This is a genomic window from Paenibacillus methanolicus (genome assembly GCF_008124765.1).
Lineage (GTDB): Bacteria > Bacillota > Bacilli > Paenibacillales > Paenibacillaceae > Paenibacillus_Z > Paenibacillus_Z methanolicus.
Map to the genome: position 1 here is coordinate 341616 of NZ_VNHS01000010.1, position 16036 is coordinate 357651.

Here is a 16036-nt window from a genome sequence, read left to right on the forward strand (position 1 = left end):
TTACCCTCTCCCTTCGGCCGCCGCGGCGGTATCGGCCGATTCGGCATGCCGGTTCAGGAACGCGAAGCGGCCGCCGTACGTCCGCTGCAGGTTCTCCTGCGTGAACGCGTCCTCCGTCTTGCCGTACGCCTGCACTTCCACGTTCAGCAGCAGCACGGAGTCGAAATATTCCTTCACCGTCGCCAGATCGTGATGAACGACCATCACCGTTTTGCCTTCGCGCTTCAGCTCTTGCAGCAGATTGATGATCGCTTTCTCCGTCGCGGCGTCCACGCCCGCGAACGGTTCGTCCATGACGTACAGGCTCGCGTCCTGCGCCAGCGCCCTGGCGAGGAAGACGCGCTGCTGCTGTCCGCCGGACAACTGGCTAATCTGTCGGTTCGCGTAATCGGCCATGCCGACCTTCGCCAGACACTCCAGCGCGATCGCCTTCTCCTTGGCGCCTGGCCGCCGGAACCAGCCCAGCCGTCCGTAGCGGCCCATCATGACGACGTCGAGCGCGTTCGTCGGGAAATCCCAGTCGACCGACTCGCGCTGCGGCACGTAGCCGATGAGCTTCCGCTGCTCGGCGCAAGGCTTGCCGTACACCGCGACTTCGCCCGTCAGCTTAGGAATCAGTCCAAGCGCCGCTTTGATCAAAGTCGATTTGCCCGCGCCGTTCGGACCGATGACGCCGACGAGCTCTCCATCCCCGATCTCGAACGACACGTCGCGCAAGACCGGCTTCTTCTGGTAGGCCACGCTTAAGCCGCGGATCGCAAGCGGCGGCTGTTTCGTTAGCTTTGTGCTGCTTGGCATTTCGTCACTCTCCTCGCCGATTTCTTATTTGAGCGCGCTGACAATGGTATCGACGTTATGCTTCACCATGCCAATATACGTACCTTCGCTCGTCCCTGCTTTCCCCAATGCATCCGAGAACAGCTCTCCGCCGATCGCGACTTCGTGTCCCATCTTGCTTGCGCCTTCAATTACCGCCTCGATCGACTTCTTCGGCACGCTCGATTCCACGAATACCGCCTTGATCTGGTTCTGCACGAGAAAATCGCGCAGCGCCGATACGTCCTTCGAGCCGTATTCCGAAGCCGTGCTGATGCCCTGCAGCCCCATCACCTTGATGCCGTACGCGTCGCCGAAGTAACCGAACGCGTCGTGCGCGGTGACGAGCACGCGGCTTGCTTCCGGAATGGAAGCGATTTGCTCCGCGGCGTAGTCATCCAGCTTCTTGAGCTCCGCGATATAGGCGTCCGCCTGCGCGCGGTAGTCGCCCTCGTTGGCCGGATCCTTCTCGATGAACGTGTCGCGGATGACCTCGGTCGCCGAAATCCAATTCTCCACGTCGAACCAAATATGCGGATCATGCGCGCCCGAAGGATCGGTGCGCAGCGCGGATTCCGGCAGATCGCGCGCGACCGCGACCGTCGGCTTCTTATCCTCCATCTTCTCGAACATCTCGGCCATCTTCCCTTCCAGATGAAGGCCGTTGTAGAAGATGATATCGGCGTTATCCAGCTTCTTGATATCCCCTTGCGACGCTTTGTATAAATGCGGGTCGACGCCCGATCCCATGAGTCCGGTTACTTCCGCATGTTCGCCGCCCACTTCGGCCGCCGCGTCGGCGATCATTCCCGTCGTCGCCGTGACCGTCAACTTCCCGTCGCCCGCGGCCGGCTCGTTGCCGCCATTTCCGCAGCCCGCAAGCACGACCGCGCTCACCGCCGTATACGCCATGGCATACATCCACCGCCGGATGGCCGAATTCGTTTTCTTTCGCATTTCTCATCCCTGCCTTTGCCTGAATTGGTTCACGGCCGCGCGATCGGCGCCGCATGTCGTCGGACAACTTTTACACCAGACCAATATTATTTCCTTTGTACATACTATTTTACCTTATGCCTCTTTTTTATTATTATACAAAAAAGTTTCCACAGTGCAACATTTAGTCCGAGCTTTTTCGTATATTCGTCTGCCTTGCGTTCGACAAAATGCCAAAAAGACCAGCAAGGACGGGCGATTCCCGTCTTTGCTGGTCTTTTGGTTTTACAAATTCTTCGTCTGTGCGATTACTCGTTCGCTGCTCCCGAATTGGCCGCGTTCGTCCCGTTGTCCGTGCCATCCGCTTGGTTAGCATTGGCGTTCGCGGACGTCTTCGGCTTCTTCGGCACGCCGTTCATCCCGATCTCGTAATCGTACGCATCGAGAATTTTGCGCGCGACGGGCGCTGCCGCATCCGCGCCGAAGCCGCCGTAAGGCATGACGACCGCGACGGCAATGCGCGGATTGTTCGCCGGGGCATACGCGATGAACACCGAGTTATCGATGGTCTTGCCGCCGACGACCTGCTGCGACGTACCCGTCTTGCGTTCTACGGTGTAAGCCGCGCCGTTGAGCACGGCCACGTTGACCTGCGACATGCCCCGCTTCAATTCGTTCCAATACGCTTCCGGGAAGTCCACGGTGTTCAGCACCTCGGGTTTGAACGTCTGCACGACATTCCCTTCCGCGTCCTTGATCATGCTGACGAACTGCGGCTTCATGCGCTTGCCCTTGTTGGCGAGCATCGACGTATATTGCGCCAGCTGCAGCGTCGTGTAGCGGCCCTGCTGGCCGAACGACGCTTGCACGAGGGCCGACTGGGAGCTGCCGGCCTTCATTTCTTCATAATAGTTGATGAATCCGGCGCTCTCGCCCGGCAGTCCGCTCTCGGTCAAGACGCCGAGCCCGAACATCTTCTCGTACTTATCCCAAATGTCGACGCCCTCGTCGCCGTGACGAATGTAGAGCTCGTTGCCGACCATCTTCGCCATCCACGGGTTGGAGGATTTGGCGATCGCCTTGGCCGGATCGAGCAAGCCGTAAGCATGCCCCTTGGCGTTGCCGATCCGCACCCGATGCACGCCTTCTTTGCCGTAATAGAACGAGCCGTTGTCGTTCCAGGTCGTGCTCGTGGTGAACAGCTTCTCATTCAACCCGATCAGCACCGTGAGCGGCTTCTGCGTGGAACCGAGCGGCACCAGGGACGAGGGGAGTTTGCTGACTTCCTTGTCGTCTTTATACGGGCCTGGGATTTGGCGAATCGTCCCGTTCAACGAGATGCCCTGGATCGCATCGTAATCGTCCGGACTGATCCGCCCGCCTTCCCAGACGTTCGGGTCGTAGTCGGGCATGCTTGCCATCGCGATCACTTTGCCCGTGTTGACCTCCATCGCGACCGCGTACCCGGAACGGGCCATTGGCTGCCGCTTGGAAGAATCGGACGTATGCTGCAGGTAATCGATTTGATCCAGGATCGCCTGTTCCGTCGCCAGCTGCACTTCGCGGTTGATCGTCAAGTACAGGCTGTCGCCTTTCTCCGGCTTCGTCACGACGGGCGGTCCGATAATCCGGCCGCCGGAATTGATCGGGTACGTCTTCAGGCCGTTCTTGCCGCGCAGCACGTCTTGGTACATCATCTCGAGTCCGTCGAAGCCGACGTCCTCCTGGCCCAGATAGCGCATGAGCGGATCTTCGTTGTCGTCCCGGCCTTTGTACGTCTTCGTCTGGTCGGCGCCGTTCTCGAACTTCTTCAGATAACCGACCAGCTGCACCGAGACCGTGTCGTCGTCATAATAACGGATGCTTTCCTCGACGATTTCGATGCCTTTATATAAATCGCGGTGCTCCATAAAGTACGCGATCTCCTTGTTCGTCAGCCCGCTTTTGATCCGGCGCGGCACGGAGATCGTGTTTTTGCGGTACTCCAGGTCCATATTCTTGATGATCTTATCGAGCGTCAGCGCTTGCTTCGAATCGCCGTACTTCTGGAACACGCCGTGCAGCCGCGCCGCCAGCGCCTTCGAATCGTCTTCCTTCGAGCCCGGCTCGATCGTGTAGTAGAGCGACTGCGTCGAGGTCGAATACGCGATCGCCTTGCCGCTGGAATCGTAAATATTGCCCCGAATCGGCGGGATAAGCACGTCCTTCGAGCCGCGCGACGCCTCCTCCTCCTTCAGCTGAGGCCCCTCCACGAACTGCAAGATCGCCAATCTGACGATCAATACGCTGAATACGAAAAACGTCACGAAAAAAAACAGGTTCAACCGAAACGAGAAATGCCTGCGAATGCTAATCTCCCGTTTCTTCGGATCATCCTGCACGCCCGCTGCCTCCTTCATTCGTGTAGTCTATACAAACGCCCTTGCGAAAGGGCCTTATGATTCGCGAATATGCGTCCGGTCGAAATCGGCCGGGTTGAACCAGTTGCCCGACGCCGCCCACGTCGCATCCAGCGGGATCCATTGGCCGCCTTGGTCCGCAAGCCGCACCTCGTTCCATGCATGAGGACCGTATCCGCCCCGGCCGTCCGCGCCCTGTCCGGTCACGACCCGGACCTCCAAGCCGACCGTCCGCGCCATCACGGCATAGAGGCGGGCGACGTCGATGCAGACGCCCTTCCGGGAAGCGAACGTATCGGCGGGCGTCTGCTCCTTCCATACGCCGCGCTCCTCGTAATTGCGGGCTTTCTCCCAATCGTAGGCGATCCGGGAGCCCAACCAGTCGTACAGCGCCCTTGCCTTGGCTTCATCGCCGCGCGCTTTGGCCGTCACGGTCTCGGCCGCTTCCTCGATATCGGCGGGCACGGCCGCGTCGATGACCTCGTACTTGCGCTGCAGCACCCGCTTGAACTCCGTCTGCACCGCCTCGGTTAGTACCGGCCCCCGCTTGGCAAGCGCGTCGCCCGCCACCGGCTCCAGCAGCTCGTCGGCCGTCTTGGCGTAGAACGAGGAGCCGCGAATCTCGTCCACTAAAGGACCCGAGGGCAGCAAGGTGACATAAATGAACAACACCGCGAGCGCCACGAACGATCGTCCCGCCCCGAGCATCGCCCCGAGCAACGCGCCGGCCGCGCGACTGCCCGTCTTCACCTGCCCGCGCCGCAGGCCGGCATCCGCGGGACGAACCGACAGACGCTCGAACAAGACCGCCGCGAGCGGATATAGCTGGCCGAGCACGAGACGTATCAGCATATAGAGCAGCAGGAACAACACGCCGAACCTCAGCAGTTCGAAATCGCGCAAGCTCGTCGCGAACGTGTACCAGAGCTGCTTGATCGGCCCCAACTCTTCGCGAGGCACCGTTATTTCCCGCGCAATAAGCCAATCTCTTACATAGGGCGACATTCGCGAGGCGAATTTGCCGGCCAATACGAGCGATAGGACCGTGCTTGCGGTCTCCCACACAAAAAAGAAAAGGTGCTTCGCAGAACCCGACGCACCTCTCCTCACCCCTTGAATGAGCGACACCAGCAGGACAACCAGCACGAGAAGCGCCACAGGCTCCGGCTTCAGCAGCGCCTGTACCCATCCGTTCATGGCTTCTCCTCCTTGTAGCTATGCCGCCCAGACCTCCCGAACGGGTCGCCTCGGCCAACTAGCCGTTCGTCTTCGCTTGCGTAATCAATGCTTGAATCGCATCGTCAATCTTCCAGGTGCCGAGCGCGTTGCCTTGAAATTTCACTTTCACTTCGCCCGCGCCCGGCGTGCCGGTCAGCTCCACGTTCTTCGACTTCACCGTGAAGGTGCCGTCGGCATTGTTCGTGAACGTCGCTTCCTTCGCTTCGCCGGCCATCGCGGAGATGGCTTGTTCCTTAAATTTATCAGTAATCGTCGATCCGATTTCCTTCAGATCGATGCTCTTCAGGTCGTCGAGCGTGTACCCGCTGTATACGATGATGCCCACGATGATGACCGCGACGATCAGCCACTTCACGACCGTCCTCACGATGCGAATGACGAGCCATAGCACGACCAGCGCAATCACCAGCACGAACCAATTGTCTTGGAAAAACTGGGCCCACGTGTCCCAATTCGCGTTCAAATCAAACCCCATCCGATAGTCTCCTCCATTATACCGCTTGCTTACTTTGAATACAAAACATTATACCCGAACCCCTTATGCCCGTAAACGGCCGGAAATGCGCGGGTTTTGGCGGGTTTGGATGGCGGAATTGCCCGTGATTGGCGACTATTGTAGACCAGTTCCCCACCTTATCTGGGAACATCTCTACAACGGGAGCGGTTGCGGGAAATCGGAGCCCTTGCGCGGCTAGCGATCCTCTTCGAAGCATTACCCTCACCTACAGCGGAGATTTCCCGCAACAAGCGACTTTTGCGGCGGAGATTGCGCACGGCAAGCGACTTTTGTAGACGTGTTCCCACCTCTTCATCAGTCATCTAATCCAGGAACACGTCTACAACGGGAGCGGTTGCGGGATCGGAGCCCCAACGGGAGCAATCGGGCGCAATCGGAGCCCTTTAGCGGCTTGCGATCCTCTTCGAAGCACCACCCACACCCTGCAGCGGAGATTTCCCGCCAACAAGCGACTTTTGTAGACGTGTTCCCACCACCTCTTAAGTCACCAAATCAGGGAACACGTCTACAACGGGAGCGGTTGCGGGAAATCGGAGCCCGAGCGGCCCGCGGGAAATCGGAGCATACATATCCAAGCCCTTCCAAGCGTACAAGTAGTAACAGCACAAGCCCTGCGGCGGCGACCGGACCGCATTGCCGCAGGCGGAACAGCGAACTACCCGGCGCACGCCGAGCGCGAGCGCCGACGCCTGGGAGGAATTTCGTTGAAAACCGCAGTATGGCTGTACTTGTTTCTGTTCGTCGCGTTCTTCGATTTGCACGCGCAGTACCCGATCCTGACGCCGTTCGCCATCTCGCTCGGCGCGGCGCCTTCGTTCATCGGGCTGATGATGGGCATCTACTCCATCACGCACTTGCCGGGCAATCTGATCGCCGGCTTCGGCGTCGACCGGTTCGGCAGCCGGCTCTTCATCGTCCTGTCGCTGGCGGCCGCGGGCATCATTCTCGTCATCCAGGCCGGCATCACGAACCCGTGGCAGCTGCTCGTGCTCCGCTCGATCAGCGGATTCGTGCTCGCCTTCCTGTCGCCGGCATGCATGTCGCTGCTCGCCCGCATCGCCCAAAACCAGGTGCAGCAGCGCAAGCTGATGGCCGGCAACGGACTGGTCCATACGCTGGCCTCCGTCGTCTCGCCGGCGGCCGGCGCGTACATGGTCGCCCAAATCGGCTTCACGACCGCCTTCCTCATTCTCGGCTGGGTCCTGATCGCCACGGCCGCCTGCGCGCTGTTCTTCATCCGCGAAGCGCCGAGGAAAGCGCTCGCCGAAGCCGGCGACTCCGACGCGGACGGCTTCGGCGCCCCGGCGGGCGAGCGGAACGACGACGTCGGGCTGCACGAGGGAACCGCGAAGTCGATTCCGTGGCTCGTCTTTCTCGTTCCGATCGCGATGAGCTGCGCGCAAGGCATTCTGTCCTTCGAGCTGCCGCTTATGGCCAAGACCCAGGCGGCCATGATGACGACCGGCCTGCTGTTCTCCGTCGTGAGCCTAGGCGCGCTGTTCACGCTCAGCCTGCTGTTCTTGAACCGAATGTCGCCTTACTTGCGAACGTTGTGGGGGGCGTTCATGCTGGCGATCACGTACTTCGCGATTGCCGCCGAAGTGCCGGCGCCGTTCTATGTACTCCTCTTCGTGATCGGCATGGCCAAAGGAATCATATTCCCGGCGCTCTCTTCCCTGCTGATCGAGCTGAGCGGAGGCGCACGCTACGGCCGAACGTTCTCGGTGCTGTCGATCGCCTTCTCCATCGGCTCGTTCATGGGACCGATGCTGGCCGGCCAGCTTCGGGATTACGTCTCGCCGTATTACATCGCGTTCCTCGCGCTCATGCTTGCCGTCTCGATCTTGCCCTTTCATGCGATCCGCACGGCCGGCGGCAGCGCCCATTTTTCGAAAACTGGGTGAATGCACAGGGCCGCTACCCCTCCAAGACATAAGATACAGTGTGGCAAACAGCTAGCAAGGCAAACACGAAATCAGCAGGCCTTTGCCAAAGACAGATAAGTTGAAAGAGGGGTGAAATACCATGTCTCAATGCGTAGAACACGGCCACAAACACGGCGGTTTTACATCGGCCGGCATCATCCTCGTACTCTTCATCCTGCTCGTCATCGTAATCGGCGGTTTCTGTTACTAGGACCGCATCACCCGCTTCCACTAGGCGGCCTGCCCGAGCAGGCCGCCTGCTTTTATTTAGACGACGCGACGCGCCGAAAAGTATCAGCCCCTCCGGTCTCGTGCCGACACTCGATCCCATCCGCAGGCCGTGCCTTAATCAATCCGCGAAAATCGGCTACAATAAGCGGGTGAGGTGAAAATTGGATGGATATCGCCATTATCGTCGAAGGCAAAAACGACCGCAGCCGGCTGCGCCGCGTCCTTGCGGAAGAAGTGCCGATCTTCTGCACGTACGGCACGCCGAGCGCGAATCAGATCGAGACGCTGCGCAAGCAGGTCGGGGACAAGCAGGCTTACCTGTTCACCGACAACGATTCGTCGGGCAAGCGCATCCGCGGCATGCTGCGCGACGCGTTCCCGGATGCCGAGCACATCTACACGAGACGCGGCTATCCGGGCGTCGAGAAGACGCCGGAAGATTACTTGATCGAACAATTAGAAAAAGCGGGCCTTGAGGCGTACATCGTGTACCCGCCGCAAGATCCCGCTCCCTGGAGCAAAGACGATCAAATTTGAATATCGAGCGCGAAAATAACGAACGTGACGGTAGCGATGCTCAGCACCGTCGAGAGCAGCACCGCCTGCGAGGCGTATTCGGGCTCGTTGTCGAACTCGACCGCCAGGAGCACGCTCGACAGCGAGGTTGGCACGGCGGACGAGACGATGAGCGCCTGCGCCATCAGCCCGTCCAGCCCCATCGCCCAGACGACGGCCGCCGCGAGCAGCGGGCCGGCAACCAGCCGCAGACCGCTGGCCAGCCAGACGTCCGCATGCAGGAGCGCCTTCATCGACCACTTCATGTTCCCCAGCTGCACGCCGAGCGTAATAAGCGCCGTCCCGATGAATGCATTAGCCAAATATCCGAGCGGCGCCTCCACCGCCTTGGGCAGCTCGATCCCCCATTGATGCAGCGCGAACCCAAGCGGAATCGCATAGATGACGGGCTGCTGAATAATGGTGCGCATCACGCCGCGAAGACTGCTTTTGTGCGCGTTGACGCTGTAGATCCCGTACGTGTTGGGGAGCAGCGACTGCGTCATCATGACGAGGATCTGGACCGAGAGCGTGAACGGATTGTTCGCGAAGACAAGGCCGTTCAGCGGGATGGCGTAGTTGGCGCTGTTATAGAACAACACGCTGTTGCGCATCGCGGCCCGCATGCCGCCGCGGTGACCGCGAAGGCGGACGAACGCTTCCGCCGCCCCATACTGAAGCACCATGAAGATCAACAGAAACAGCAGCACCTGAAGCGCCACGCCGGCCGATATGGATGTCGTGTATAAGAGCTGAAAAATCATGGCCGGCGAGAACAAATAAAAGTTAAGCTTGCTGAGCGTGCGAATATCGAGCGTGAACGCGCGCTGAAGCACGATGCCGAGCGCGATCATGACCGATAGCGGCAGGACGTTGTTCCAGACGATCGTAGTCAGGACGCTCATGCCGCGTTAGTCGTCCAACAGCGCGTCGGTAATTTCTTTCAGCTTGTCGGCCGTCATCAGTTCATCCAGCGAGCCGCGCACGTATTTGCGAATATTCCCCTTCTTGTCCACGAAGAAGATCAAGTCGCTGTGGGTGTACAGCTTGGTCGCCGGATCCTTCTGCAGCATGAGCCCGAATTCGGTCATCAGCTTGGTCGTCTCCTGCTCGGTCGCCATATTGAGGAATTTCCAGCCCGTCTGATCGATCTCGTTCGGAATATTGGCGATGAACTGGCGCACCGCATCCGGCTTGTCCCGCTCCGGATCGAACGTGACCGAATGGAACTCGACGTCCTTGCCGAACGTGCCGTCCGCCTTCAGCTCGTTCTGCAGCTCGCTCATCAAGAACGTCGTCGGCGGACAAATATCCGGGCAATTCGCGTAGTAGAAATAGATCAGGCGCACTTTGCCGTCGGAATCGGACAGCTGCACCTGGTTGCCGTCCAGATCGGTCATCGTATAGTTCGGCGCCGGCTTGTCCATTTCGAAATTAACCGTGCTCTTCTCCTGCATCGAGACCAGCAAATAAATCCCCATCGCCGCGCAAAGCGCGAACAGCGCGATTTTGAATGCATGTTTGCGTACGAATGCCATGCGTGTCGTTCCCCCCAAGCAAAAACGGCGCCATTCTCGATCGAAGGTGCCGCTTCACGAATTTTTAAGACCACGTTGTGTTGACGATCATAAGCAAAAAGACGACCATCAAGTAATTAATCGAGAAGAAAAAGTTGACCTTCGCCCACTTCGTCTCCCGCTCGCCTTCCTTCCCGAACCCCATCGCCGTCTGGACGAGCCAGGCGATGCCGCATAGCGCGCCCACGATCAAGAAGACGACTCCTACATAACCGTATGTATAGAGCAACACGACGTTCGGCACGAGCAGCACGATATACGGCACCATCTGCAGCTTCGTCCGGCGCACGCCCTTCACGACGGGCAGCAGCGGGAACCCCGCGGCGCGGTATTCCTCCACCCGGCGAATCGCCAGCGACCAGAAGTGCGGCGGCTGCCAGAGGAACAACAGCGCGAACAGCAGCCAAGCGCCCATATCGACTTCTCCCGTTACCGAGCAATACCCGATCACCGGCGGCATGGCGCCGGAGACGCCGCCGATCGACGTGCTCCACGTCGACGAGCGCTTCAGCCACATCGTGTAGATGACGACGTAGACGAAAATGCCCAACACGCCCAGCCACCCCAGCAACGCGTCGAGCGCGAACAAGATCGCAAGCCCGACGACGCCGAGCGCGATCCCGTACGCCAGCACGGCGCCCGGCTTCAGCCGCCCTTCGGCCAACGCCCGCTTCTGGGTCCGCTCCATCTTCTTGTCCAGTTCGCGGTCCCAATAATTGTTGATGACGCACGCGGAAGCCATCGTGAACGTGGTGCCGATCAGCATATAGAGAAGCAGCAGCCAGTCGATATCCCATTTGGAAGCAACCCAGAAACCGCCGAACGCCGCGAACGCATTCAGCCGAAGCAGTCCCGGCTTGGTCAGGGCCACATATTCTTTTAACACACAGCGAGCCTCCCTGTTCCGATACCGCAAGAGACGCGCCTGGCGCCTCATGGTAATAAATCGTAGTTAATCATACCTCATCCCGCAATCCTTTGACAATCTTCGCGGTCGTTGTTCAAGAATTTGTTGGTTTAGCCCGGAACGCGCGAAGGCCCCCGTTCATTCCTTCGCAAAAACTTGTGGAACAATTTCAGCTCCTGCCTAATATGATGTCTTGTGGATCATCGCCCAACCGAACGCAAAGGAAGTGAGATTCCCCAGCATGGCCGTCATAAAAGCGAATTCGGAGGACATCAAGATGCTAGCCCGGCTAATGCGGGCGGAGGCGGAAGGCGAAGGCGACCTCGGCATGCTGATGGTTGGCAACGTCGGCGTCAACCGCGTCAGAAGCGGCTGTCTCGATTTCAAGAATATCCGAACGATCCCGCAGATGGTGTTCCAAAGTCCGGGGGGATTCGAGGCAACGCAGAAGGGCTATTTTTATCAAGGCGCGCGCGATCGGGAAATTCGGCTGGCCAAACGGATGATCAACGGCGAACGCCAGCACCCCGCGTCCAACTCGCTCTGGTTCTTCAAGCCCGCGGGCGCCTGCCCGAGCCAATGGTTCGACCAATGGAACGCGGGCCGGTTTAAATCGCACTGTTTCTTCCGGCCGACCAGTGCGGACTGCCCGAACGTGTATTAGTTGAGGGAATCAAAGCAAGCGACGAGAGGCCGACAAGCGCAAGGCGAATTTATGTTCATGATCAGAAAGCGAGGAAATCGAATCATGTCTAACGGTTACGGGTACAAAGGTGCAGTAAGTCCGGCGAATACGGCTGGTTGGGGCGGTTACGGTTATGGGGCTCCATACCCTGGAATGGGAATGGGCGCGGCTCCGGCGATGGGGATGGGCGCAGCTCCCGCGATGGGTATGGGCGCGGGTCCAATGATGGGTATGCCCGCCATGCCGCAAACGGCCGTTGCCGGCGTCCAATCCCCGCAAGCCGGCGTTCCCGCCGGCGTACCTAGCGGCGCGTTCGTCACGCCGCAAGGCGGCAATATCGTTACGGTCCCGGTCGTCGAGGAATCCTACGTCGAGAACATCATTCGCCTGAACCGCGGCAAAATGGCGACGTTCTACATGACGTACGAGAACAACCGCGAATGGAACGCCAAAATTTTCAAAGGCATCATCGAGGCGGCCGGCCGCGACCATATCATTATCAGCGACCCGACGACGGGCAAGCGCTTCTTGCTGCTGATGCTGAACCTGGATTACGTGGAATTCGAAGGTCCGATCAACTACGAGTACACGTTCCAAGGCGTGACGATCACGAACACGACGCCGGTCAACGGCGGTACGCACGCCGCGACGACGCTGCCCGCGATGAACGGGCGCTAAAGAGCGGGACGAAACGTCCATGCATGAAGCTTGGCGGCGCCGCCCGGAATCCAATCGGACATGATGCGCCATGAAGAACGCTCTCCGCAGCGTTCTTTTTTTATCGCTTCGGCGGCTTCTACGCTCCCCGCCTCCCATACCTCGACGAACAACAGCGGCTGGTCGGTGCCTTCATACAGCTTAAATCCGCCGGGATCCGCCGACCGCCCCGCGATCCACGATCGAAATTGTTGTTCATGCTCCGGCAAAATCCGGTATTCGACGAAACAGATCACCATGGGCGAAAACTTCCCTTCCGTTATAATAACCCGCGATTCAGAAGATACTGAAACGTACAATATAGAAGTATAACATTTCACGGGCAGGTGCTTCTTATTATGGATAGCGGAACGCATTTGGTCATGGGACTCGGACTCGCCGGTCTCGCCTCCGTCGACCCGGTGGTCGCTTCCGATCAGACGGTGTACGCGGCGGTGCTCATCGGTACCGTAGTCGGCTCCCAGGCCCCGGATTTGGATACGCTGCTTCGGTTCAAAGGCAATGCGATATATATCCGCAATCACCGCGGCATGTCGCACTCCTTGCCTGCTATCGCAATTTGGACCCTTTTGATCACGCTGCTGCTTCAACTCGGCTTCAATTTCGGACTACCCTGGGCGCATATCGCCGGATGGGTGCTGTTGGCCGTCGTCATTCACGTCTTTACCGATTTGTTCAACACTTACGGAACGCAGGCAATGCGGCCCTTCACGAAAAAATGGATTTCGTGGAACATCATCCATATTTTCGATCCCGTCATCTTCACGGCGCATGTCATCGCGATCGCCCTCTGGGCGCTGCGCGCCTTCGATCCCGCCGCGCTGTTTCCGGCTCTGTACGCGCTGCTGATCGTGTACTACGTTTGGCGGACGATCTCCCACCGCATGATTCTGAGGCGGCTGCCGAAACTGGACGATCAGCACGAGCCCGAAGACGACTATATGATCATTCCGACCATCTCCCTCTATGACTGGAACGTGGTCAAGCAGCGCGGAGACGGCTCGTACGTCATCGGCGACTTGAAACAGGGACGGCTGCGCTGGATCGACAGCGCCCGCTGCTCCAGCCATCCGGCCGTGGAACGGTCCAAGCAGGATATCTCGATCCGTTCGTTCCTCTCCTTCACCTCGTTCGCCTGCGCCGAAGTGCGCGAGCATTCGTGGGGATACGAGGTCCGCTGGTGCGACGTGCGTTACCGTCACCGCAAGCAATACCCGTTCGTCGGCGTGCTGCTAATGGACAGCGACTATAAAACGCTGGGCTCCTACGTCGGTTGGCTGAGCGACGAACGGCTCCAGAAACGGCTGCGCATGAACACCTACTGAGCATGAGGCTTCGCCGATGCCAGCGGTTCGCGCTTGACCTATGCGATCCCTTCTTGCACAATGAAGAAGGGATTTTTGCATGTCGCCGGCATGAATCGCGCTCGCTCCGTCCGATATGGACGTTGATCGCCGTCACGCCTTGCCCGCGCGCATGCAAAAGGCTCAAGGTTTCCCTTGAGCCTTGTGGTCTTGCATGTCCGAATTAACGGAACTGCGAACCCGACAGTTGTTGCTCGGCGATTTGCACCAGTTTGCGCGTGATGTAGCCACCAAGCGAACCGGCGTCGCGAGTTGCGAAGTTGCCGTAGTAACCGTCAGCAGGAATTTGGATGCCCAGTTCCTGTGCAGCCTCGTATTTCAGTTGGTTAAGTGCCGCGCTTGCTTGAGGTACGACCAGCGTATTGCTGCTGCGAGATTGTCCTGCCATGTGGAATTTCTCCTTTCATCCTCTTCACGTTGTATGTGTTGCAAGCTTGCAAGCTTATTATGATACGTTGGCCGAAAGAATATGCTTAAGATTTCGTTCATTTTTAAAAACTTTTCAAAGGAGCTTTCGCCCCATGTCCAAGACTCTCTCCCTGCTGTTCGCCGTCGTCTCCGTCATCCTCATGACCGCCACGGCGATCGCCATCGCGCACAGCGCTTGGCTGACTCTTCTGCTCTTCATCCTGACGATGGGCTGCATCGGCGCGGGATTTATCGTAAAGGCCAAACTAAGACGCCGCGGTCAGGGGTAATCCCCTTCCCGCGGCGTTTGGTTTGAATTCTTGCTCTATGCCCTACCGGCCCTATCGCGCCGGCAAGAAGCCCATCCGCTCCTTGACGTCGCGCACCGTCTTGTTCGCCACCTCGGCGACCCGCTCCGCGCCCTGCTTCAGGATCGCGTGGATCTCGCCCGATTCGCGGATCTCGCGGTACCGCTGCTGCAGCGGCTCGAGCGTCGCGACGACATGCTCGGCGAGGTCTTTCTTGAACGCCCCGTAGCCTTGCCCCTCGTACTTCGCCTGAATCTCCTCCAGCGATAGACCCGAACAATGCGAATAGATGCTCATCAGGTTGCTGATCTCCGGCTTCTCCGCCGGGTTGTAGATCACGTCGCGGCCCGAATCGGTCGTCGCCCGACTGAGCTTCTTGCGGATTACGTCCGGCGGGTCCAGCAGCGCGATGTAGCTCGCCGGATTCGGATTGCTCTTGCTCATTTTCTTCGAAGCGTCGTCCAGCGACATGATTCTCGCGCCGACCTTCGGAATATACGGCTCCGGAATCGTAAAGTAGTCGCCGAACCGCGCGTTGAACCGGTGTCCCAGATCGCGCGTCAGCTCCAGATGCTGTTTCTGGTCGTCGCCGACCGGCACCAGATCCGCGTTGTAGAGGAGAATATCCGCCGCCATGAGCGTCGGGTAGACGAACAAGCCCGCGCCGACCGAATCTTTGCCGGACGATTTATCCTTGAACTGCGTCATGCGCTCCAACTCGCCCATATAGGCCAACGTGGTGAACAACCAGCCGAGCTCGGCGTGCGCCGGCACGTGCGATTGCATGAAGACGCTCGCTTTGGCCGGATCGATGCCCGCGGCGATGAACAGCGCGGCAACCGCCTCGGACTGCTCGCGCAGCGCGGCCGGCTCCTGCGGCACCGTGATGGCATGCAGGTCGACGACCATGAAGAAGCATTCGTGCGTTTCTTGCAGCCTGACGAAATTTTGCATCGCGCCGATGTAGTTGCCCAGCGTGAGCTGGCCGCTCGGCTGGATGCCGGATAGTACTCTTTTCATTGGATGATATCCTCCTTTTTTCAATACGCTTCTTTTAAGTTCGCCTTACACTCCGCCTCCCCCAACCCCCTCCGCCGAGGGGGCTCCAAGGGCTCCGCCCTCTGGACTCCCGCTTTCGTGCTGGCGAGTCGAGCTGACGGACGGCGGTTGCTTTTGAGCGGGGCACGCTTTTGTCCTGCCGGACAAAGCTTACGTGAGTTGTCGCTCGTGACGCGGACGTCGTTGATGAGCCTCAAAAAAAAACGCAAAAAGGCCCTCCGCCCGCAAAGGGACGAAGGACCGTGGTGCCACCCTAATTCGTTCGCTTCCGAATGCGCAGCAAACGGGACGAACCTCAAGTTCCTTAACGCGGAACGACGCGTATGCCGCATACTTGCCCGCCTTCTTGCTCGGGTTTCCTCGGCCCTGCTCCGGGATCCATTCCGCCTCGCT

General features: G+C 59.0%; 18 protein-coding genes. 7 read left to right on the plus strand and 11 right to left on the minus strand.

Annotated features, from left to right (window positions below):
- The 5 genes from BCM02_RS25770 to BCM02_RS25790 all read right to left on the minus strand — a co-directional run bounded on the left by BCM02_RS25770 (position 1) and on the right by BCM02_RS25790 (position 5865).
- Positions 1 to 798 carry a metal ABC transporter ATP-binding protein gene (locus tag BCM02_RS25770; protein ID WP_148931998.1) on the minus strand — a complete coding sequence of 266 codons (798 nt, stop codon included), beginning with the start codon at positions 796 to 798 and terminating at the stop codon, positions 1 to 3.
- A 24-nt stretch (positions 799 to 822) separates the two neighbouring features.
- Positions 823 to 1773, minus strand: coding sequence for a metal ABC transporter solute-binding protein, Zn/Mn family (locus BCM02_RS25775; protein ID WP_148931999.1), 951 nt, complete (start codon positions 1771 to 1773; stop codon positions 823 to 825).
- A gap of 287 nt (positions 1774 to 2060) precedes the next feature.
- A complete protein-coding gene (locus BCM02_RS25780; RefSeq protein ID WP_342791337.1) occupies positions 2061 to 4133 on the minus strand; it encodes a peptidoglycan D,D-transpeptidase FtsI family protein in 2073 nt (690 codons plus the stop codon).
- A 54-nt stretch (positions 4134 to 4187) separates the two neighbouring features.
- Entirely contained in the window at positions 4188 to 5348 is a 1161-nt protein-coding gene (locus BCM02_RS25785) for a transglutaminase-like domain-containing protein (RefSeq protein WP_148932001.1), read from the minus strand.
- 58 nt (positions 5349 to 5406) lie between these two features.
- Positions 5407 to 5865: a hypothetical protein gene (locus BCM02_RS25790; protein ID WP_148932002.1), complete on the minus strand. Its 459-nt coding sequence runs from the start codon at positions 5863 to 5865 to the stop codon at positions 5407 to 5409.
- 746 nt (positions 5866 to 6611) lie between these two features.
- Here BCM02_RS25790 and BCM02_RS25795 point away from each other — a divergent pair.
- From BCM02_RS25795 to BCM02_RS25800, 3 genes are all read left to right on the plus strand, one after another.
- Complete coding sequence (locus BCM02_RS25795; protein ID WP_148932003.1) at positions 6612 to 7811, plus strand: MFS transporter; 1200 nt, start codon at positions 6612 to 6614, stop codon at positions 7809 to 7811.
- A 121-nt stretch (positions 7812 to 7932) separates the two neighbouring features.
- The gene (locus BCM02_RS35725; RefSeq protein WP_222871035.1) at positions 7933 to 8043 is read left to right on the plus strand and encodes a YjcZ family sporulation protein; all 111 of its coding nucleotides are present in this window, start codon (positions 7933 to 7935) and stop codon (positions 8041 to 8043) included.
- A gap of 185 nt (positions 8044 to 8228) precedes the next feature.
- Positions 8229 to 8600, plus strand: coding sequence for a toprim domain-containing protein (locus BCM02_RS25800; RefSeq protein ID WP_148932004.1), 372 nt, complete (start codon positions 8229 to 8231; stop codon positions 8598 to 8600).
- On the opposite strand, the gene BCM02_RS25805 is transcribed toward BCM02_RS25800, so the two are convergent.
- The 3 genes from BCM02_RS25805 to cyoE all read right to left on the minus strand — a co-directional run bounded on the left by BCM02_RS25805 (position 8591) and on the right by cyoE (position 11081).
- A complete protein-coding gene (locus tag BCM02_RS25805; protein ID WP_148932005.1) occupies positions 8591 to 9523 on the minus strand; it encodes an AEC family transporter in 933 nt (310 codons plus the stop codon). The two genes, BCM02_RS25800 and BCM02_RS25805, sit on opposite strands and share 10 nt — an antisense overlap.
- A gap of 6 nt (positions 9524 to 9529) precedes the next feature.
- On the minus strand, positions 9530 to 10156 hold the full coding sequence (locus tag BCM02_RS25810) for an SCO family protein (protein WP_148932006.1): 627 nt from the start codon (positions 10154 to 10156) through the stop codon (positions 9530 to 9532).
- Positions 10157 to 10220: 64 nt separating this feature from the next.
- Positions 10221 to 11081 (minus strand): heme o synthase, encoded by an 861-nt coding sequence (gene cyoE / locus BCM02_RS25815; RefSeq protein WP_246183549.1) that lies wholly within the window; start codon positions 11079 to 11081, stop codon positions 10221 to 10223.
- Between the two features lie 262 nt (positions 11082 to 11343).
- Between cyoE and BCM02_RS25820 the strand changes: the two genes are divergently transcribed.
- Together BCM02_RS25820 and gerQ are read left to right on the plus strand one after the other, a co-directional pair.
- Positions 11344 to 11766, plus strand: coding sequence for a cell wall hydrolase (locus BCM02_RS25820; RefSeq protein ID WP_148932008.1), 423 nt, complete (start codon positions 11344 to 11346; stop codon positions 11764 to 11766).
- Between the two features lie 84 nt (positions 11767 to 11850).
- On the plus strand, positions 11851 to 12465 hold the full coding sequence (gerQ, locus tag BCM02_RS25825) for a spore coat protein GerQ (protein WP_148932009.1): 615 nt from the start codon (positions 11851 to 11853) through the stop codon (positions 12463 to 12465).
- Here gerQ and BCM02_RS25830 read toward each other — a convergent pair.
- Positions 12462 to 12743: a hypothetical protein gene (locus BCM02_RS25830; RefSeq protein WP_148932010.1), complete on the minus strand. Its 282-nt coding sequence runs from the start codon at positions 12741 to 12743 to the stop codon at positions 12462 to 12464. The genes gerQ and BCM02_RS25830 overlap by 4 nt on opposite strands.
- Before the next feature lie 99 nt (positions 12744 to 12842).
- Here BCM02_RS25830 and BCM02_RS25835 point away from each other — a divergent pair, with 99 nt between their 5' ends.
- Positions 12843 to 13829 (plus strand): metal-dependent hydrolase, encoded by a 987-nt coding sequence (locus tag BCM02_RS25835; protein WP_148932011.1) that lies wholly within the window; start codon positions 12843 to 12845, stop codon positions 13827 to 13829.
- 202 nt (positions 13830 to 14031) lie between these two features.
- Here the strand turns inward: BCM02_RS25835 and BCM02_RS25840 are convergent, their stop codons facing one another.
- Positions 14032 to 14256 (minus strand): alpha/beta-type small acid-soluble spore protein, encoded by a 225-nt coding sequence (locus BCM02_RS25840; RefSeq protein WP_148932012.1) that lies wholly within the window; start codon positions 14254 to 14256, stop codon positions 14032 to 14034.
- A 133-nt stretch (positions 14257 to 14389) separates the two neighbouring features.
- Between BCM02_RS25840 and BCM02_RS35435 the strand changes: the two genes are divergently transcribed.
- Positions 14390 to 14566: a DUF5325 family protein gene (locus BCM02_RS35435; RefSeq protein ID WP_187434409.1), complete on the plus strand. Its 177-nt coding sequence runs from the start codon at positions 14390 to 14392 to the stop codon at positions 14564 to 14566.
- A gap of 51 nt (positions 14567 to 14617) precedes the next feature.
- Here the strand turns inward: BCM02_RS35435 and trpS are convergent, their stop codons facing one another.
- The gene (trpS, locus tag BCM02_RS25845; protein ID WP_148932013.1) at positions 14618 to 15604 is read right to left on the minus strand and encodes a tryptophan--tRNA ligase; all 987 of its coding nucleotides are present in this window, start codon (positions 15602 to 15604) and stop codon (positions 14618 to 14620) included.
- Positions 15605 to 16036 lie beyond the last annotated feature (432 nt).